Origin of the sequence: Roseovarius sp. E0-M6 (genome assembly GCF_037083845.1) — a bacterium.
GTDB lineage: Bacteria > Pseudomonadota > Alphaproteobacteria > Rhodobacterales > Rhodobacteraceae > Roseovarius.
In genome coordinates, this window is the sequence record NZ_JBAPLA010000001.1 from 208,413 (window position 1) to 229,392 (window position 20,980).

The window sequence follows — 20,980 nt, forward strand, 5'->3', positions numbered from 1 at the left end:
CCATTCAGCGAAATGCCATCAAGGTCCGCTTTGTGCGGTTCGTGGCTGCGCGAAAGTTTCCAAGTGCGAGATGTCGTCCTTTGCCGCCTGTGCAAGGCAAACTCTTTGCTTATGTGTATACCGACATTCAAATGGAACAACGTGCCACCACTTTCTAAAAATATGCGGCGGTGTCCGGACCCTCAAGGGACCTTCGAATTTGGTGCGTCCTACAAACGCAGTTCATGGCAGTCAGCTGGACCCGGTATCTTGCGCCGAGTGATGCTGAGATTTCTGAGTGTCCCTTCAAGCTCTGTTTCTTTTTAGTGCTTTAATTTGGCCGCGTCCGCCAAGGCCTGATCGAGGCTGTTTGTCACTTGGTCGACATCCGTCATAGCAAAGCATAAGGGCGGAACCATGCGCAGGCATTGCTGAAACGGGCCGGACTTCGAGAGGATAATGCCTTGCGTACGGCAAGCTTCGAATACCTCAGTCGTCATTTCCTTATCAGGTGTTTTGCTGTCACGGTCGGTCACGAACTCAAGGGCCAGCATTAGCCCATGGCCGCGCACATCGCCTATGGCCTGGTGTTTGTCCTTGAGGTCATGCAAACGCTCCAAGAGCTTACCGCCGACGGTCTTGGCGTTCTCTTGCAAGCCCTCGTCTCGCAATACCTCAAGCACAGCGCGAGCTGCAGCGGCGGAGGTCGGATTGGCGCCGTAGGTGTGGAACATGAACTTCTCGGCCATCGGGCCGGCGATGTGTTTCTTGGCCACAACCGCGCCAATGGGGAACCCGTTGCCAAGGCCTTTGGCCATGACAACAATGTCAGGGACAACTTCATCAGCCTCAAACCCCCAGAAATGCTCGCCGGTCCGACCGAAGCCCGATTGCACCTCATCAGCAATATAGAGCCCGCCCGCTGCACGTACACGTTCCGCCGCGCCCGACATATAGCCCTTGGGCATTTGGTGTATGCCTCCATAGCCCTGCACGCTTTCGACAAAGATCCCCGCGACCTGGCCTGATGTGGCCGCGTTGATCGTGTTGGTGATCTCATCCAGATAGGGCTGCGTGACAGCGCCAAAGATGCCGCGGTATTGGTTGGGATCAGCGACGAACGCCACGTTTCCGGGCATGCCGGGATGTCGCCAACCGGAAATGCCGGTGATCGATTGCGCCGCTGCGGTGGGGCCGTGGTAAGCCGTGCGTAACGCCAGTAAATCAAGATTGCCTGTGTAGGTGCGCGCCATGGTCATGGCCAGGTCAATCGCCTCAGCCCCCGAATTGGTCAGATGCACCACCCAATCGTGGCCTTTGGGCATGGTCGCGGCCAGTTCTTCCGCCAGATGTGCTGGGGTCGGATGATAGAACATGGTGGTGCAATGGGTCAGTTCTTGCGCCTGGGCGGTCGCGGCGGCCACCACACGAGGATGAGAGTGACCGACTGAGATGCAAACATTCATGCCAAGCAGGTCCGTGTACTGCCGTCCCTCTGTGTCCCAAAGGTATTGGCCCCGGCCTTTCTGAAAGACGATAGGTTCCCGGAAAGGGGTAAAGCGTGTCAGTGAGGCCGCATAGAATTGATCGCGCCGCGCCGCTGTGCTGTCAAAGTTCCAATCGGTGTGCAGAGGGTGTTCGGTCATGTGGATACTCCAGATTTCATACGAGCGTTGTCGGGGTCATAGGGCGGGCGCGGCAGGATCACGGCCTTGCGATGCTGCCCAAGGATGGAAATGGTCAGGTTGTCGCGTGCAGTGACTTCCCGCAGATAGGCTAACGCCAACACCTTGCCTGTGCGGTGGCCATAAGCGCCTGAGGTCACGATTCCGACTGTCTTGTCACCCTGCCACAGCCCGTGGGCATAAAAAGGGTCGATCTCTCCGGCCTCGATCTCAAGCAATACCATGTCCCATGCGTTTTCTCCGGTCAGGTCCGGTCGCAGTTCTTTGCGGACAAAGGGTTGCAGTCCGGCCTCAAGCGGGCTGCGTTCCGTAGTCAAATCGCTGCCCCATCCGCGATACCCCTTTTCAAGCCGCATAGAATTCGCCGCGTAGGCCCCATAGTAGCCAAGGCCATGCGGTTTGGCGATGCCTTCAAGCTGCGTGAACAAAGCGACAGCCTGCGCCTTGGCAACATGCAGTTCCCAGCCGCATTCGCCGATGTATGAGACCCGCAAGGCGCGCACGGGCACACCTGCCAGCACAGTTAGTTGCGCTGAAAGCCAAGGCATATTTGCCAGTTCAGGCAATACATCGGGCGACTTTGGCCCCATGACACCGATCACGGCCAGCTCGTTGCAAACATTCTTGACCGTAACGTCAAATCGTTTGGCCGTGCGGATAAGCAGATTGACGTCGATCTCTTCGGCCGCTGCGGCGGACGTCAGATAGGCGTGATCTTCTGCTAACCTTGTCACGGTGAATTCGGACAAAACCCCTCCTGCCGGGGTCAGTGCATGCGTGAGACCGATGCGTCCGGGCGGGGGCGCGCGATTGGCACCCAAGGCCTCAAGGAAAGCGCCTACGTCTGGTCCTATCACATCGAACTTCGAAAAGACCGAAAGGTCCGCCATCGCGACACAAGCGGATGCGGCCTCAACCTCTCGCGCAACCGGTTCGAACCAATTGGCCCGGCGGAATGTTTCATCCGCTTTCGCTCCGGGTGCATCTGCGAACCAATTGGGCCGCTCCCAACCATATGCCGCGCCCATCACCGCGCCGCGTTCCACCATGAGATCATGCAAGGGCGACAAGCGCAGGCCGCGCCCGGCGGGGCGTTCTTCGTGTGGATAGTGGACCCCGAATTGCAGGCCAAAACATTCAATTGCTTTTGCCACGCGGTAATTCCGGTCGGCCCAAGAGCCAAAGCGGCGGCTATCGACTGCAAGCGCATCCATGGGTGGCGCGCCATGTGTCATCCAATGGGCCAGGAACCATCCAGCGCCGCCACCTTCCATCACGCCCATCGACGAGCCCGTCAGCAGCCATGCATTCTGCAACCCATGTGCGGGCCCGATCAATGGGTTTGCATCGGGCGTGAAGGTGATCGGTCCGTTGATCACGGACTTTACCCCGCCTGTTTCTAACGCCGGGATGCGGTCCATCGCAGCCATTATGATGTGTTCGACACTGTCCAGATCGGGCGGCATCAGGTCCGCACCAAAGTCGGGCGGAACCCCGTCGACCGACCAGACCTTGGCGTCTTTCTCATAGGGTCCAAGGATCAGCCCGTCCCGTTCCTGGCGGACATACCAGCTTTCTTCGGGGTCGCGGATCATTGGCAGTTCAGGCAGCCCTTGCGCGATCCGATCCGCAACCACTTCAACGGTATCAGTGACCAGATACTGATGCAGGACCGGCACTGAAGGGATGTTGAGCCCCATCATATGTCCAATTTCCCACCCCCAAGTGCCTGCCGCATTTACAACATGTATCGTTTCAACTGCACCCTTGGGTGTGTCCAATAACCAAGCAGCGCCTTCACGCCTGATGGCCGTCACCGGGCAGTTGCGCCAAATTTGTGCGCCACCTTTACGGGCAACCTCTGCCATCGCTTGTGTGGCAAGTGTTGGGTCAACGTGGCCATCGTCAGGCTCATAGATGCCGCCGATCAGCCCATCCAACTTGGCCAGTGGGTGCAGCTCTGCAATGCGTTCGGGGGTTAGAATTTCCAACGGGTAGCCGGTGAAATCCGACAATCCTGCAACATGACGAAACTCGTCCATCCGGTCAGGATTGCTTGTAATCCGCATCGCGCCGGAGCGATGAAAGCCACAATCGCGACCCGTTTCTTGGGGAAGAATATCTCGGTAGAGCCGCACGGATGTTGCGCGCAACTCTTGTATGGTTGGGTTGTGGGCAAAGTGGGTGCAAAGCCCCGCAGCATGCCATGTTGACCCGTGCGTTAGATCGTTTTTCTCAACCAAAAGCACGTCCGACCAGCCGGCCTTTACCAGATGATACATCAGCGAAACGCCCATGGCCCCGCCGCCAATGATGACAACCTGCGCTTTGGTCATCCGCGCATCCTTTCGTTCTTGGGGTCAAAGGGCGCGCGCCTTAAGGGCATCGCCGTATAGTCCTGTCCGGCGACCCGAACAGTGAAGTGCCGCTGGCAGGTTTCGGCCAGTGTTTCGCCGGGCCGTACCGCAACCATTGCATAGCACAAGTTCAGCCCCGTGCGGGGCCCGCGCGCCCCAGAGGTGGTAAATCCGACATGAGCCGTGTCTTCGAACACCGGTTCGTCATGCAGCATTAGGGCGTCGCCGTCGATCTGCATCAGGATAAGCCGACGTTGGACACCCTCTGCCTTTTGGGCCTCGAGCACCGGCTTTCCGACGAAATCCTTGCTCCAATCGATGGTAAAGCCCAAGCCCGCTTCTAGGGGGGTAATCGTTGGGTCAAGATCATGGCCCCAATGCTTGAAGCCTTTCTCAATCCGGCAGCCATCCACCGCGAAATGCCCCAAGGGTTTGGCACCCGCAGCGACAAGCTTATCAAAAACGCGCGGCGCAATACTGTTGGGCAGGGTCAGTTCCCAGCCGTATTCCCCCACAAAGCTAATCCGAGTTCCGCGTATGCACAGACCTTCAATGGTGGTGTCACGCACATCGCCCATGACTGCGTTGGTCCAATTCATATCGGAGACAAGTCCCTTCATGACCTGGTCCAAGCCCGCGCCCATGACACCGAGCGTACAGAAGTCTTCGGTTATATCGGTCTGGGTCAAAGTATCGGGAAGGTTTCGACGCAGGAATGCAATATCCCGTGCTCTGGTCGCCGCGCCTGACGTGATGTGGAAATGGTCAGTTGCAAGACGTGAGATGGTGACATCCATCTCGATCCCACCTTGCGCATTGAGAACCTGCGCGTAAACCGCCCGCCCGACAGCGACGTCCATCTGCGCCGTACAAAGCCGGTTGAGTGCATTGGCAGCGCCTGGACCTTGCACATCAATTTTCGTGAATGGGCTAAGGTCGATCAAAGCCGCACCTTCGGCCATGACTTTGGCCTCAGCTTCAGCAATGGGCCACCAGCCTTGCCTACTGACGGCATAAGGCTGCGCCTCGCCATACCAGAGGCCGCGTTCCCACCCGGCGGTTTGACCAAAATGCGCCCCGGCGGCGGCCCAATTGTTATGCAGCGCGGACCTGCGCAAATCGCGCCCCGCTTGCGGCTGTTTGTATGGCCAATGCAGCGCAAAGAGATCGGCGACCGCCTCTTGCATGCGCGCGGCCATGTGCGCTGGCGTGGCTGTTACAGGATCGACGCGGGCCACGTCGACCTCCCACATATTCATGGGCGGGCGGCCATCCACCATCCAATCGGCCAGCGCGCGACCGATACCTGCCGAGGACATAACCCCAACCGAGTTCATGCCTGCGGCGACGAATAGCCCGTCGACTGATGTCTCTCCAACCAAGGGACGGGTATCGCAAGTGAAGCTCTCAGGCCCATTCATGAAGTGCTGGATGCCTACAGCTTCAAGGGTGGGGCACAACTCAAGGGCTGCCTCCATGAAAGGCGCAAATTGGTCCCAGTCTTCGGCCATTTCAAGGAAAGCGCGATTGCCTTCGGGCCCGTAAGGGTTCCAACATTTGGCATCCGGCTCAAATCCGCCGATCACCAACTTCCCCGCGTCGCCCTTGATGTAGATGCCGCGATCCAGATCGCGAATGACCGGGAATGGCTCCGGCAAATCGGCCATCGGTTCGGTCACCACATACATGTGTTCCACGGCCTGCAGCGGCAGGGCTACGCCAGCGGTCGCAGCAAGTTCGCGTGACCAGGCCCCGGTGGCGATGACCACCTGATCGGCCTGCATTTTTGTACCATCCGCCAACTCCAAACCCGAAATTTGGGTGCCACGTTTCAGCAACCGCGCGACCTCGACGCTTTCGCGGATCGTCACACCCCGGTCCTTGGCCGCGCGGGCGTAGGCCATACACAGATCAACAGGGTTCACGTTGGCGTCCTCAGGCACATGCAGCGCGCCAACGTGACCAGCCAGATCCAACATAGGCAGTTGCACATCCTGCGCCGAAATCACCTGCGGTGAAAGACCTTGGGTGGCACCGAGATCTGCGATGCGGTACAGTTCATCCATTCGCTCAGGCTCTCGCGCAAGCCAATAGCCGCCAGTCCTTTTGTAACCGGTCGACATGCCAGTCTCCGCCTCTAAGGCCGGAAACACTTCCAAAGCGGCAGAGGCCAGCGTCGTCATGTTGGGCGTTGCGCGCAAGGGGCCCACGATCCCAGCAGCATGCCAAGATGTGCCTGAGGTCAGCTGGTTGCGTTCGACTAGCGTGACATCATCCGCACCGCGTTTCGCCAAATGATAGGCCACGCTTAACCCGATAGCCCCACCGCCTATGATCAGAATACGGCCCATTAGAAATAGTCCTGATCCGGTTTCTCGGACTTGCGCGCCGCGATGTAATCCTGCAGAGCATTATCGATATCCGGATCAAGGCCTGGATCTTGGTACGCCTCAAGCTGTTGCTTCCAAAGCGCATTTGCTCGGGTCGCTGCATCCTTTTCCCCGGCGGCATGCCATTGTTCAAACGAGTTGTCGTCTGGCGTCCAAGGCCGGAACAAGGCAGACATGAAGTTGGCCTGCGTGTGTTCAGAGCCAAGGAAGTGTTGGCCGGGGCCCGTGGTGGCGATTGCTTCCATCGCTTGGGCATTTTCGCTCATATCGATCCCGTCGAAGAAGCGCCCGATCTTACCGCAAAGATCATGATCTAGAATGGTTTTTTCAAACGAGGTCACTAACCCGCCTTCAAGCCAACCTGTGGCATGGTTGATAAGGTTGGCGCCAGCAAACATGGACATCATCAAACCCCAGGCAGCTTCTTGCTGGCTTTGCGCGTCTGGTACTTTTGACGCGCTTAGCGTGCCGACGGTATGAAGAGGCACGCCGAGCCTGCGGGCCAATTGACCGGCAGCCAAAACCATAAGCCCGGCTTCAGGAGTGCCAAACGTGGGCGCACCCGATTTCATCGACATGGTAGATGCAAAGCTGCCCATCAGGCAGGGCGCGCCGGGATTAACAAGTTGGGTTAGGGTCATGGTGGCCATGGTTTCGGCCAAAACTTGGGCCAGCGTGCCTGCCACCGTTGACGGTGACATGGCCCCGGTGAGAACCCAAGGTGTGCAAGCCACCGGTTGCCCGGCACGCGCATAGGTCTTCAGCGCGCCAGACATATGGCTGTCCATCACCAGCGGGGCGTTGGTGTTGGATACACAGTACAAAACCGCGTTTTCCGCAACGAAGGCTTCACCAAAAACGATCCGCGCCATATCAATCGCATGCCCAGCCCGTTCGGCCCCAATGAAAGCCCCCATAAATGCGCGGTCCGAGTACCGGATATGGCCGTAAAGCATGTCGAGATGCCGTTTGTTGGCGGGCAAATCCATCGGCTCGCACACCACACCGCCTGAATGGTGCAGCCAAGGCAATGTATGGTGCAGTTTGATGAGATTGATGAAATCCTCATGCGAAGCATAACGACGCCCGCGCTGCAGATCATGCACAAAAGGCGGGCCCCAAGATGGACACAGAACGCTCGCGTCACCGCCAAGTTGCACGTTACTCAACCGATTGCGGGCGTGTTGGACAAATTGTGCTGGCGCGGTTGCGGTGATGGTCTTTCGGCAAAATCCGCGCGCGAACCGGACCCGGGAGCCTTCTACGTCGCAGCCAGCCTCGGCAAATATCTGCAAGATCTCTGGGTCGTCCTGAAATTCCATCCCCGTTTCGGCAAGGATCGTGTCAGCATTTGCCTCGATCTGCTCAAGGCCTGCTTCACTCAGCACGTTGAATGTGCCCAGCTTGCGCAGGATGAAAGGAGACCGAGGCGCTGGCGCTGTGCGACTTGCGGCCCCGTGTCGGCGTCGGTTGGATCGAGTTCTTGTCATTTAGAAACACTGCGCTTCCGCTTGATCAAAACAAAGAAAATCTAAACAGTATAAGAAATTATTATACTATGGATGCGAAATGTTGGACCAACAAAAACTAACGCCCGCGCTTATACGCTCGTTGGAAGTGTTCATCGCAGTGGCTGAAACCGGACAGATGCGAGCCGGTGCAAAACTGCTCAACCTGACACAACCCGCAGCGTCACAGCACATCTTAGCATTGGAAAAGGCATTCGACACCGCGCTGCTTGATCGCGGTACGCGCCCAGCTCGGCTGACTCACGCGGGTGCGCGTTTGCTGGGCAAAGCTCAGAAGATTTTGGATGCAATTTCGGACATGGAAACCGAACTACGCCATATCGGTGAAAAGTCGCTGTCTCTGTTGCGGGTCGGACTGCAAGCCTCCATTGCAACGACCTTGACGCCCTCACTGATCGATTTGGCCCAACAGACCTTCGGTGTCGAGGACATCACCCTGTACGCCGGGCAAAGCGGCAACCATGAACATCTGCTGCGGACAAAACGCGCGGATTTGGCGATCACGTCCAACCCATTCCTCGACATGGACGGGCTGGAGCGGCACCATGTCTTGACCGAAAAGTACCTTCTCGTTTTGCCAGGATCCTATAATGGTCCAACTGACAAACTAGATGCCATTCAGGCGAACTTGCCACTTGTCAGATTTGGCGACACGACAAATGCAGGCCGTCAGATTGCCCAACACTTGCGGCGTCTGAGGTTCGAGCCGAGGAAAGTCATCCTTGCAGACAGGTCCAGCATGGTAACATCCTGCGTATCCGCTGGACAGGGTTTCAGCATGCTGACACCAACGTTGCTGATCGATGGAATGGTCGAGAATATGAACCTGCAATTGAAGGAGCTGCCGGTGTCGGGCCTATCGCGCACTTTGACGGTTGTGGCTCGAAAGGCAGAGTTACGGGATCTTCCAAGAGCGTTTGCAATCAGATCAAGCCAAGAACTGATCAAACAGATCAGGGCACAAATGGGTAGTATGGCTGAAGCGAATGTGACTCTTAGCTGATCGCCGTATCGGGGCAAAACACTAATCCAGAGCATGCAACGTCTCAGATCGGGAATGGCGAATGTACGCAAAGCGGGCTGCCTCCGCCACATCGTGAGTGTCCGCCTGATGTCTGAAATGGTCGGTATTGCCAGCAGCAAAAAACCGCTTCTTTAAAGCGGACTTTCGCTGCGATCCAGCAATTCAAAAGTATGGGCTCAAAGCGGACCTGTGGCAGCGCGGCATGGTATGATGTAGCGCCGACTCCGGGTCGGAGATGGGGTGGCATGCGGCGGAACGGAGGAAACGTCATGCCCGCTGCCAATCTTCCCGCCATCCGTGCCTGCCGCCCAGCCTGGAACAAGGGCCGCATCATCGGCCAGAAACGACCGCTCATGCCAAAGCACGTCTGGGCGATCCGTGTGCGTCTCGAAATTGCAGGACGCACCCGCGATCTTGCGCTTTTCAACCTCGCCATCGACAGCATGCTCCGCGGCTGTGACCTCGCCAGGCTGAAAGTCGCGGACATCTACGCCGCTGGCCTGGTCAAGGAACGGGCGTCGATCACACAGAGCAAGACCCGCCAGCCCGGTCGCTTCGAGATTACAGAAGAAACGCGGAAGTCGCTGGTTTACTGCTCGACGATCCGCTCATGGTCGGGTCCGAGCACCTCTGGCCCGGGCGTTTCCATGAAAGACGCCACATCTCGACGCGGCAATACGCCCGCTTGGTCCGGGAATGGGTGACCTCAATCGGCCTGGAGCCGAACTCCTACGGTACGCATTCGATGCGCCGCACCAAAGTCGCCCAGATTTACCGGAAGACTGTGAACCTTCGAGCCGTGCAACTGCTGCTGGGTCACACGAAGATGGGCAGCACCGTCCGTTATCTTGGGGTCGAACTCGAGGGCGCCCTGGCAATATCAGAGGCGGTGGAGATATGAACGATCGGGCCGTCCTGCGCGGACGGCCCATATGTATGTGTCGGCTGCTGTTCGCAATCGAGAATTTGGCACGATTTCGGAAATCGCTCATATGTATCCGGCCTGTTGATCGGCTCGCGGGCCGTGGCCTCGATGGGGTTACGCACGCGCCGTGGTCTCAATAGCGGCAAGGTCTATTATGACCCAATGGGCCGTCAGACTTTGGGGGCGTATATTTTCCGTTCCATGCTGTCCTCTCTATCGCGAACTCCTTGGTGGCCGTGGAAGGCTTCAGATCTCTTCCATGGCCGCGTCTTTTGGCGCGTCGAACCGGGTGCCATTGCGCAGAATGCTCCAGGCGGTTCGAGCGAGCTTGTTGGCAAGCGCGATGGCCGCCTTGTTTCGAGGCATGCGTGCCACCGCTTCGGTCAGCCACGGGCCAAAGCTGAAGTCGGCCCATCGGTGTGGCCGCATCATGATCACTTTCGCCGCCTGCACGAACAGCATCCTCAAGTAGCGACTGCCGCGCTTGGTGATCCGGCCGAGGATCGTTCGCCCGCCGGTGCTGAATTGTCGGGGCACCAAGCCGACCCAGGCTGCAAAATCGCGCCCTCGCTCGAAGGCCTCACCTTTGCCGACGGCCGCGACCATCGCCGTCGATATCATCGGCCCGATGCCGGGGATTGTCATGATGTTGGCGCAGTTCTCTTCGGTGCGGCTGATCTCTTCGATCTCGCCCGAGACATCCTCGATCCGTTTGTCCAGCCAGAGCCAGTCGCCATAGAGCCCAATCAGAATGCCGCGCATCCGGGGCGATATCTCATCCCGTCGCTGTTCGAGGATCGTCTCGAAGGAATTCTTGAGCGCCCGCAGTCCCGACCTGACAGTGATGCCCTGTTCGATCAGGAAGGCCCGGATCTGGTTGATGGTAGCGGTGCGCCGCGAAACCAGCCGTGCCCGGACCCGGTGAAGGGCCTGAAGATCGAGCTGATCTTGGTCCTTCTCTGAAACGGTCCGAAGGTTGGGCCGCAACGCGGCTTCTGCGATCGCCTCGGCGTCATTGTAATCGTTCTTCTGGCCCTTGTTGAACGGCTTCACGTAAATCGCCGGAATGATCCGCGGCTCGAACCCCATGCCTCGCAGCGTTCGGCTGACAAAATGGGCGCTGAGGCAAGCCTCCAGTCCCACGATGCAGCGTGGGAGTTGCTCGAACGTGGCGTTCAGGGCCAAGCGCTAGATCTGTTTGCGTATGACCAACTGGCCGGACCGGTCGAACCCGACCAGGTGAAACGTATCCTTCCCGATGTCGATCCCGACGACGGCGAGGTCTTCGATGCTTCCTGTCTTCTTTGCACACATGGCTACTTCTCCTTGTTGCGCGGTTGATCCCGGTTCAGGATAACCCAACGGCGGGGAAGCAGCCGACACATCCCATTAGCGGAGCTTTGCCCTACCAAAAAGATGCTGCGGTTGCCTCCCGCATTCCGGCCATTCGCTGTGGGGGTAAAATAGAACCGTTGCCGAACTGGTAGTGTACGCGATAGACCCGACCTTGGGTTTTTCACCTGCGCTTAAGCAGCATCGCTTTGCAGATGCACCGAGCTTCCTTGTGCGTTGCGGCTCAAATCGCGGAAGCGATCATTGCCCGCTGGTTTCACAGGCCTGATCTAAATCGCGCTTTCGCGGCATGGTGTTTTGATACGAAAGGCGTGGTTTCTACTGGCCTTCGCTACAGCCGCTCCAATGTTTGTTAGTGGGATGCCGCACACCTCGATTTGGTTTGGTATTGTGCCCTGACCGTGGCCCTAAAGAACTACCCAATGGCAGTCTAATGACGAAACCCCACCCTGATCCGGAAAGGCACCGCGCTTGGCCCGCCATGCAGACTGAGGCTCTGGTCCCGGCTCAGGGGCTAAAGCGGCCACTCCCGCCTTCGCCCCTTAGGTCAGTGCATAGCTGATCACAATATAGACATCCTCGAGCGTTGAGCCGATCTCTGACAGAATCGCATCGGCGTCGGCATCGAGCGTGATCGGACCGGGCTCCAGATCGTCGAGCTCGAGTGTGTGCTCAGCGCCCGCGGTATTCGGCGCCTTTGGCACCCCGATGAGCTTGACCGCATGCAGCCCTACCCGGCGCAGCCCCGCCAGATAGGGGAACAGCTCTGCCTTCAGGTCGAGGGTCCGGTCCGGCGCAGACATGTCGAGCGCGCCCTGATTGGCATTGGTCCAGGCCGCCCAGTGATCCGCGAAATCAAATCGCAGGCTCAGAAGCAGATCATAGCGATCTTCGGGGCGGCCGAAGCTGGCCGAGGTCAGGGCATTTTCGACATCAATCCGTTGGGTGCCATCAGATACCGAAGTGTAATGGATATGCAGCACCACATCTGAAATGCTGCGATAATCGAACTGCGCGATTGTCGGTTTCGGCAAGGTCAGTTTCCAGTGGCTGACGACACCGGCCCCTTCAAAGGGCAAGTAGCGTTCGTCGCGGAAGTCGAAGTGGAATAGCCCGCTGTCATTCTGTCCGCTACTGGTAGCTATTGCGTGCACCGCCGGTTGCGCGGTCAACCCCTCGGGAGTGACGCCGGTGGTATCGTTTCGGATCCAGCTTCCGTCGATCTGCAGATCGCAGCCGATGGTTGTTTGTGGTCCCGCAAGCGCAGGCAAGGTCACCGCCACCGACTTGATGCGGCGCCGATAGTGCCCGGGATGGTCGAGGTCGAAAATCACCTCTGGCAGTGCGAATTCGCAGGCCCCTGTGGCGCGCAAGGCGATCAGTTGCGCGGGGTCCAACCTGGCCAGGGAGACATGCTTTACCAACTCATGCCGACGCCCGTTCTTGGCCAGGTAATGCGCTTCGAGGCGGCGCAGATCAAGGGTGAGTTTTTCGCCGGAAAGCAGCCCTTTGCGCAGGCTGTCCCAATGCCCAAAGCCAAGGATGCTGTCGCCGTCCTCATCCAATTCGAAATTCATACATGCCTCAGCCTGGCGCGCCAGATCAAGCGCCAGCTGAAAGGCTTGGTAGTGCAGCGTCGACATCTCACTGACCATCCAGCCATAAAGCTCGGCATTGGTGAATTTGTCGGCAAGGAAGGTTTCGGCCTCCTTGCTTTGCGCGATCCGAAGCTCTTGATCCGCGATTTCCTTCTCGGCGATGGCAATACGGATTTCGCTGGCGATCTGATCTTTTTCAAGCCGATCCACATCGCGCGCGGCGAGGTTGCGTTGCAGGGTCCAGTCTTGCCCGCGGCGGATGTTGGCGGCATCACGCGCGTTCATGGCGGCGGCGTGGCTTGCCTGATTGGCAAACAGGCGGACCGCTTCGCCGGCGGCCCGTAGGCCGCTGCCCAGATGGATACCGCCGAATTTGAAGGTCGGCTGTACCCCGGTCGCACCGGAATCCGGCACATAATTCAGCGCTGAGGAGACCGCTAGGATGGACCCGCTTGCGTGGTTGAGCAGGTTGGCCTTGTTCAGGTTGGCGCGTTCTTTTTCTTCCTGCGGCAGGATGTCTTCGTCGATCAGGTTCTGATAATGGTCGCGCCGGTCCATGGCCGAAAAGAGCGATTGCATGAGGGCCTCATGAGCCGTCTGCGCTTCGGTAAGACGCTCTGCGCGGATCTCCAGCATGCGGACATTCATTGCAACCTCATGAGAGGCGCGCAGATGTGCCAACGTCTCGGCGTCCTTTTTTTCAAGCGCGGCAAGCAGGCCCGCGCCAAGCGCCCGGACATCGGCGGTAAATTCCAGCGCCTTTTGGATCATGAAGCTAAAACGGTAATGCGGTCTTGGTGCGCTTAGCCCCGCGACCGCCGCGCCGATATCGACGCCCGCCGCCGCAGCGCGGACCAACAGGGCCGGATCGATCGGCGGCTGGTACAGCGCCAGCGTGCGTTCGACCCCTTCGATGTTCATACAATGGCGGATCTTGAACAGCCTGTCGGCGATCTGATCCCAATAGCCAAGCATCTTGTCGCTTTGTGGGACGCAGAACTCCCCAAAGAGTTTGAAGAAGTCGTTTGGCGGCTCTTCGGGCGGGGCGATGTTGGTGACGGAACTTGCCGCGATCAGCGGATGGACCGCGCGCGCGCCAGCAAGATGTTCTTCGGCACTGACCGCGCGCCCGGGTTCGTCATAGGCCGGCATGATGAACGGTGCCGGACCCATAAGCTGGGCTGCGTGGATATAAAGCTGCGCGGCTTCCGCGACGCTTTCCATCGTGTCGCGGCGAAACAGGTCGTCGGCCCAGGCCAAGAGGTTCTCTATATAAGCGATAAACGTTGCCCGCATGTAGGACACGTTGCGCAGTCGCGCAACCGCATGGGGGTTGAACGGATTGCGCTCCCATTCTTCGACATTTGCCTCGAACTCAGCGAAGTCCTCTTCGGCGCTGTCGATCAGATCGGCGCTGTCGCCCTGTTGCAGGGCGCGATGGGTCTCATGGAACGGACCAAAGCGCCAGGCCGAGGCATTGAGCGGACCATCCTTGTTCACCGGGTCAAAGACGAAATGCAGCCAACGCCGAGCCTCTTCATATTGCCGGTTGCGGGTCAGTTGCCGGGCAATCGCAAAGGGCGCGTGGAAGAACAATTCCCAATTGTAGATGCTGTAGGGATAGGCGCGGTTGAACACGAATTTCTCATCCGGGCCTTCGGCGATTTCTAACCCGTCGAGCAGCGTGTAACTCTCGGCAAAGACGGTATCGGTATGGCTTTGCCGAAATAACTTTGCCGCATTGCCACCAGCCTGTGTGCGGGGCGCATAAAGACCGGTCAATCCGCGGGCGAACAACTCGGTTACCACGACATCCGAGAACGGGTGATAAAACAGCGTTGTGGTCCAATGCTGCCCGGTCGTCAGGCTGCCTGTGGCACGCGCGGGCGTTGTCGGGGGCGTCAGCACCTTCTCGACCGCGGCCCATTGGCCGACCGCGACCGGCGATTGGTTCAGGGTCGCGGTGGAGCTAAGCGCGCCGTCGAACAGGCGTTTGTTCGATGTGCCGACGGCAAAGGCGGCGGGTCGAATGGGCTGTGCCCCGAAACTGGCAGGCAATGGCTGCACCTGGAGCGACGCACCAGCGACCGCTGACAATGAGAGTGTTGGGGCGACATTGCGCTGTGCCGCCTCGGATACACCGAGTGAGGCCACGGGTCCGCCAACAAAGCCCTGAGAGGGCTCGACGATATAGGCCCTGTTGTGGCTAGCCATTAGGAACGGACGTCGGGTCGGCGCGTAACCGACAATCTCTTCGGCATAGACCCGGATATGCTGCTCATTCGGATCCCATCGCATCAGTTCAACGGGAAGCTCGTCGACCTCGATCTCAAAGCGCGGCAACGCGTGAAGGGAAGAGAGTTTCTGGCCGTAGCGAACCAATGTAGGGAAGTGGTTGGTGCGGCGCAGTTTTTCTGCCTCACGCTCATCCTCCACGGTCAATCCTTCAAGCAGGGGGTCGAACGTGAAGGTGCCCAAGCGATAGTCGAGCAGATCGCCATCTTCATACCCCGCTGAGCGGCGCAATTCGACGCAGATGCTGTCGCCCGAGACGCGGGCGCGTAGCCAAACGCTTCGTTCGTGGCGCAGATGCACTTGGTCCGCATTTTCGTCGATATAGATGGTGTCGATATGTTCGGTCGCGCGCACGGGCGCACGCCAGCCTATGACTGGGTGATAATAGCTCCAACTTAGGTGGACCTCGAAATAGGTGTATTTGATGTCGAGATAGCCTTTGCTCGACTTTACCGCCGTTAGATCCTCGGTGATGGTGATCAGATCGGCCTCGGCGTTGTTTTTGTGTATGCCGAACGCATTGGCGAGCGCCTGCCAAAGCGGGCGCATCCCGGCATATTGTTCGTTGGCTTGCTCCTGATATTCTTGCTGTTTCTTGTCATAATCGTCGATCCGACGCTTCACCTCATTCAATTCGGTGCGCAGGACCTCTTCATCAGCCTCAATCCCCGACAACTCGGTGCGGTAGGCCTGATTTCGGTTGTCCACTTTCGGCGTGAGATGGGCCCAGAAAAGGAACAACCGTCCTCCGTGGAACACAGGCAGCACGTGGTTGCTTTCGATCTCGAAATCAAGCGGCTCCCATCCGCTCCAAAGCCCATTCTTGCAACGCATGGCCATGTAGAATTTGCGCGGATGGCCGCTGGTGCGGGCAAAAACCCATTGCGCGCCTTTGTCGGAGTCCTTGACCGTCGCCACCATCTCCAGCCGCGATAGCGCGTGCAAACCGCGCGCGTAGTTCATCAGGGCAACCTCGGCGCTGTCTTTGGTTACTTCGCCCTCCAGCAGTAAATCCTCCAACTCTTTAAAGAGGGGGGTCTTGTTGTCGCGCAATTCGGGTTCGATCCAATTCTCGGGGTAGAGAAACACCTTTCGGTTGGCTTCCCACACGCGGTAGTTTTTGCGCCAAACCCACTGCCGTTGAGCCTCCGGCGCAAAGCCGTTACCCGCTTCAAGGTTCAATTGAATGCGCTGCACCAGTTGTTGCGCCGAGGCGATCGCCTGTTTGGTGCGCGAGGTGTCGAAACACGCGCCCATCTCGGGGTCGATCAAGTAGTGCTCATAGACATCGGCTGTGTTGCGGAAGCCGCGATTGTCGTTGAGGATTTTGGCAAGAAGCGCGTCTCGTTGCCGTTCCCGCAACGGATCGTTGATCTGTTTGAGGGCCGCGAAGTAATCGTCTTCGGCGATCTGGTCTTGCAGGGTGGATTGGGCAAGATCGCCTTCGGGCGTCCGGGCCAGGGACCAAACCGTTGCCGCGGAGCTGCCCAATGCGCTGGCTACTGCCATCAGCCGCTCCACGGCCAGAAGGCCGTCTTGATTGCGAAACTGGGCCATGGTTGAGAAGTTGAACCCGTCAGCCCCGAACGCGAAGCTCAGGTCCGATGCGTCCCATCCGCCCGGTGCCGCGCCAAGGGCCGCTTGCATCGCGGCAAGATCGCTTTGACCGATCTTCAGCCGCTCAAACAACCCGAGGTCGGAGTCCGAGGTCTGGGTGGAGAACCAAAGCACATTGACGCGCTGATAGTCGAGCAGCCGCAATAGCCCGCTAAGGCCATGGTGACCATCGGTCGGGGCCACTGGTAATCCGGTCACATCCTGCCAGTTCATCGTATTGGCAAGCTGGGCACTGACCGCGATGTCCAAATGCGTCAGCCCCGCGGCGTCGGCGATCTGGGCCTGTTTGCCGAACCGCGCAAGCTCGTCCGCGGTGATGGACTGGGCTGCCATCGTCGATAGGGTAACGCCCGCCGTTCGAAGGATCGAGGCGAGTTTCTCTGGCGTGTTGAGCAGATCGTTCAGCACGTCCTCGGCGATGTCCCAGCCTTGGCTCAGAACCTCGGTCGCGGCTTCCAGGGCCGCCGAGAGCGTCTCCGACACCTCCGCGTCCTCAACAAGAATTTCGCCGGTTGGCGTGGCCTCGGGGAGCCCGATCCGGCTGATCGCATCGACAAGGTCGGCCAACAGCGCCGCTGCCTGTGTCGGATGGAATGGGCTGTCATCGGCCGGCATCTGGATCAGCGCGATCGCCGTGTCGACCGTGAGGTTGTGGAAGTCCAAAACCACAAGCGCATCGACGATAAGGCGCAGCTCTTCCAGTACTGTCGGATCAAACCCAATTTCATCTGCCAACGTGATGATCGCATCGGCATCGGCATCGCTACCCATGGCCAGCAGAGTTGCCACATCGCGCGCCGTGCCCGTCAGCGCGGTGGTGAGGTCAGAAAAGCTGCAGCCCACGGTGCCACTTAACTCCTGCAGCATTGCAAGCCGGATGATCTGATCGCGGTGCCCCACATTGGCCACCTGGGGCAGCTTCAAGAACTGGTCCAGATCGTCAAGCGGCAGGTCGGTTTGCTGAAGAAGCCGTCCAAGATACTGCATCCTGTCCAGCATGGCCGCGAGATTGGTTTGATTGTTTGGCCAGCTTAGGCTGCCATCCTGAAGGACAAGCGTGGTGGCTTGCGGGTTGACAAAGGCGCTGTTCAGAAGCGCAAGCGTCGTTTCTGCGGGCAGTTGTAGCAAGCGCGCCAATGCGTTGAGGTCGCCATGGGTTTCGAACTGCCCCTGGTTCTGGACACCCCAATTGCCTTGCCATTTCGGCGCTTGGCCAAGCGTGATTTTCCCAGCATCGGCAATCCCAAGGACTGCGGCGGCGTCTGCCAACTGCGCGGCCGCGACCACGGTGTTCAGGCGTGTCGCGCGGCGAAGCTGGCCATGCCCCAAGCCGAGATGGTGCAGATAGGCGCGGGTTCGATCCAGGTCAATATTGTAGGGCAGGACCCAGGGAAACCGCGCGGTGGCAATCACATCATAGGCGGCGTCGAACCGATGCTGAGGCTCGGCGGCGAGTTGGTCCGCCTCCCAAGTGGTTTGCAGGTCTTCGTGGTCGCTTTGGCGGTTGCCGACCACGCCTTCCAGCACTTCTAGCGTCAGGTCGATATAGGGCATCAAGGTGTGACTGTTGGCGCAATCCAGACGCAGCTTCAACAGATCGGGTCGGCGGTCGCTTAACAACGCGAGCCCCGTGTCTTGCACGCCGTTCAACGCCGCTTCGTCGAGGTATTTCAGCAGATCGACATAATAGGCGGACGGACTGAATATGGACCGGCACTCAGAACAGCCGCCTTCCAAGGCGCCGTCGAAGAGTTGTCCGACCATGGTGCTCGGCGGATCGTTATCGCGATCCTCATCGCGCAGCCCAAGGGCGGTGGACATGCTGCCCAGATGAGCGGCCTTGAGGTAGACATCGCTGGCGATTTCGCGCCCGTTATCGCCGATCTTCGTCTCAACCAAATCGATGAACCGCTCAAGCCCCTGATCGCGCACCGCATTGCTGGAATACAGCCCCACATCCATGACGATCTCAGCGATCCGACCACGGCCGCTGGCAGGGGCGATCACGAATAGCGTCGCCAGATCGGCCAGCCCGTTCGAGGCGTCGGTGCTGTCGAGCATATCTTCGTGGGCCAGCATCCGCAGATCGGCCGGACGCGTCAGATCGATATTCGGCCGCCGGGCCATCTCATCGGCGCGTTCTTGCGCGATCTTCACATCGGATTTCTGCAAATAGGTGACGAAGGCCGCCGTGGGGAAGGCCGCTTCGATCCGCTCCAACAAAGCGGTGGCGTAATTTCCAAGCCGGGCGTTTTCCGTAGCCCCTTCGATCTCGGCGGGCATCTCATGCCCTTCGCGCAAATAGCCGATCATCGCGGCCCGATCGATGCTGACCAGGTTTTCCGCGCTTTTCAGGCCGATCGACTTCACCAAGGTGATTGTGAGGGTGGCGTCATGGCCAAGCACCCGCCAACTGTCCACTGCCGCCCGAAGCTGCGCCGCATTTCGGTTGCTGATAATCTCCGAGATCACATCCCACTTCTCGGGCTGCGGTCGTTCGGACAACGCCACATCGAGCACCGTCCCCAGATCACGCTGCCTGACCGAGCAGGCCCGCATGAGGCGCACCAGATCGCCCTGGCTGTCGGCAGCGTGGGCTTTGCGCAACTCTGACAGGGTCGCAAATATCGTGTCGAAATCGATCGCGGGGATCCAATTTGCCGCGCGCGCATCTTCCAGCAGTTTGCGTAGCCGCAAATTGGCGGTGGTGATGATGGTATCGACGCTCAAAGCCAAGCCGCCAAGGGCCCAGCCAAAGGGGGCCGCCGCAACCTTGTCGGACAAAGCCGGTAAGCCAAACTCCTCGACCATATCCCAGGCCCGGACGAAATGCGCCAGCGCCACGGCGTTCTCACCGGTTTTCGACGCCAGCCAGGCCACGTCTTCCGCGTCAAACGCAGAGGGGTTGTCCCCTTCTACAAACGGCTCCACCGCTTGGAAAAGCCGGAAATAGAGCGACAATTCGCGTGTCGCCCCTTCCGCCAGGACGAAATCGACCTTTTCGGATTTGCCGGCATCCATGATCAGGCCGGATTTCGACAGGACCGTGTTGTACTTCGGCGGGCCGGACAGCCGCACCAGAAGGTTCCGCTCCCGCGGCGTGATCAGATGATCATCGGCATACATGATGTGGTAGCGGCCGTTCTTTGCCGTCGGTTGCGCGCCAAGGCGCCGTTCCTTCTTTAAGGCGCGATCCACGACTTCGACGTAATAATCCGGCAGCGGCGTGCCTTCGGCATCGGTCACACCGCCTGAGACCGAATAGGGGCCATCGCGATACAGCGGGTCCGGCATGCCCGTGCTTGGGGGCCGGGGGGGTCTCGGCGGCTCGGGGGGCTCCGGTGGTTGCGGGGGCCGGGGATTTGTCGATCCAAGTGGCTCCATGGCCACGTTGATGATCCAGCCGGTGTCCGATCGCTCGATCTTGCCATCGCCCCGGCTCTGATAGGTGTGCTCCGCGCGCTCGGCGATCACCTCAAAGGTCTCCGGCGCGACATCGGTGGGTTCGAGATGCTCCAGCCTGACCACCGCTTGGCCCCGTTCAGAAGCCTCTCCCCTCGTGATGAACCGGCCGCCCTTGGCATCGGCATAGGTCAAGGTCGGCACCAGCCCGTTGAGCGGCTGCCCATTTGCGCCTGTCATCACCAGCACGACCTCCAGAAAGGTCTCGGCCCGCGGTTTGCGTCCGCTCAGCCCTTTTGCGGGAAGGATGTAGCGAAAATGCCCTTTGTCGACGCGTTGGGGTTTGCCCAGGGGCAGTTTCGGGGTCGATTTCCCCTCATGAGTAATTTGATATTGGCTCGCCTCGAAATCGATCTGCTGCATGATCCGCGATGGCAGATCCTCTTGGACAAGCTCCCCCCGGTTGTTCGCCTCACGCGGCCCAAGGGTCATCGGTTTGCCGTCCTTCAACACCAGAAAGAGCGTCAGTTCCCCATGCGCCAGGGCGCGTTCCTCTGGGGATGTGATCAACCTGATTTCGAGTTTCATTACCACTCCTCTGGCCAAACCATGTTGACGCCGAATTCAAACGGGCTACCGAGATAAATCGCACCGTTGTTATAATCGTATATTTCTTCAATTTGCTCTTTCGAGAAATCCCAGTTCTCTTTTGCAGTGCTGCAAGCTGCGCGCTCTTTAAGAGTTTCTTCGTTGGAGCAGGAATAATACCCCATCACGTCGCCCTTAAAGAGTTCATCGGCCTCGGAAAAACCCAAGGGCAACATTA

7 protein-coding genes and 2 pseudogenes are annotated in these 20,980 nt (G+C 58.9%); 2 read left to right on the top strand and 7 right to left on the bottom strand.

Annotated elements, in window-relative coordinates; genetic code table 11:
- Positions 1-302 precede the first annotated feature (302 nt).
- From V8359_RS01120 to V8359_RS01135, 4 genes are read right to left on the bottom strand one after another with little or no spacing between them, the layout of a single operon-like run.
- Complete coding sequence (locus V8359_RS01120) at positions 303-1,625, bottom strand: aspartate aminotransferase family protein (protein WP_336426853.1); 1,323 nt, start codon at positions 1,623-1,625, stop codon at positions 303-305.
- The gene (locus tag V8359_RS01125) at positions 1,622-4,000 is read right to left on the bottom strand and encodes a GcvT family protein (protein WP_336426854.1); all 2,379 of its coding nucleotides are present in this window, start codon (positions 3,998-4,000) and stop codon (positions 1,622-1,624) included. Before V8359_RS01125 ends, V8359_RS01120 begins: the two co-directional genes overlap by 4 nt.
- The gene (locus V8359_RS01130; RefSeq protein ID WP_336426855.1) at positions 3,997-6,372 is read right to left on the bottom strand and encodes a GcvT family protein; all 2,376 of its coding nucleotides are present in this window, start codon (positions 6,370-6,372) and stop codon (positions 3,997-3,999) included. The genes V8359_RS01125 and V8359_RS01130 overlap by 4 nt, the downstream gene beginning before the upstream one ends.
- The gene (locus tag V8359_RS01135; RefSeq protein WP_336426856.1) at positions 6,372-7,901 is read right to left on the bottom strand and encodes a trimethylamine methyltransferase family protein; all 1,530 of its coding nucleotides are present in this window, start codon (positions 7,899-7,901) and stop codon (positions 6,372-6,374) included. The genes V8359_RS01130 and V8359_RS01135 overlap by 1 nt, the downstream gene beginning before the upstream one ends.
- A 79-nt stretch (positions 7,902-7,980) precedes the next feature.
- On the opposite strand from V8359_RS01135, the gene V8359_RS01140 reads away from it, so the two are divergent.
- Positions 7,981-8,943, top strand: coding sequence for a LysR family transcriptional regulator (locus V8359_RS01140; protein ID WP_336426857.1), 963 nt, complete (start codon positions 7,981-7,983; stop codon positions 8,941-8,943).
- 290 nt (positions 8,944-9,233) lie between these two features.
- A pseudogene (locus V8359_RS01145) lies at positions 9,234-9,865 on the top strand (tyrosine-type recombinase/integrase).
- A gap of 270 nt (positions 9,866-10,135) precedes the next feature.
- Here the strand turns inward: V8359_RS01145 and V8359_RS01150 are convergent.
- From V8359_RS01150 to V8359_RS01160, 3 genes and pseudogenes are all read right to left on the bottom strand, one after another.
- Positions 10,136-11,203, bottom strand: a pseudogene (locus tag V8359_RS01150) (IS110 family transposase).
- Between the two features lie 581 nt (positions 11,204-11,784).
- A complete protein-coding gene (locus V8359_RS01155) occupies positions 11,785-20,742 on the bottom strand; it encodes a neuraminidase-like domain-containing protein (protein ID WP_336426858.1) in 8,958 nt (2,985 codons plus the stop codon).
- Entirely contained in the window at positions 20,742-20,978 is a 237-nt protein-coding gene (locus tag V8359_RS01160) for a hypothetical protein (protein ID WP_336426859.1), read from the bottom strand. The genes V8359_RS01155 and V8359_RS01160 overlap by 1 nt, the downstream gene beginning before the upstream one ends.
- Positions 20,979-20,980 lie beyond the last annotated feature (2 nt).

Excerpts from the sequence above, each read along its gene's own strand:
- V8359_RS01120 (WP_336426853.1), bottom strand. The coding sequence starts at position 1,625 with ATGACCGAACACCCTCTGCACACCGATTGGAACTTTGACAGCACAGCG.
- V8359_RS01125 (WP_336426854.1), bottom strand. The coding sequence starts at position 4,000 with ATGACCAAAGCGCAGGTTGTCATCATTGGCGGCGGGGCCATGGGCGTT.
- V8359_RS01130 (WP_336426855.1), bottom strand. The coding sequence starts at position 6,372 with ATGGGCCGTATTCTGATCATAGGCGGTGGGGCTATCGGGTTAAGCGTG.
- V8359_RS01135 (WP_336426856.1), bottom strand. The coding sequence starts at position 7,901 with ATGACAAGAACTCGATCCAACCGACGCCGACACGGGGCCGCAAGTCGC.
- V8359_RS01140 (WP_336426857.1), top strand. The coding sequence starts at position 7,981 with ATGTTGGACCAACAAAAACTAACGCCCGCGCTTATACGCTCGTTGGAA.
- V8359_RS01155 (WP_336426858.1), bottom strand. The coding sequence starts at position 20,742 with ATGAAACTCGAAATCAGGTTGATCACATCCCCAGAGGAACGCGCCCTG.
- V8359_RS01160 (WP_336426859.1), bottom strand. The coding sequence starts at position 20,978 with ATGTTGCCCTTGGGTTTTTCCGAGGCCGATGAACTCTTTAAGGGCGAC.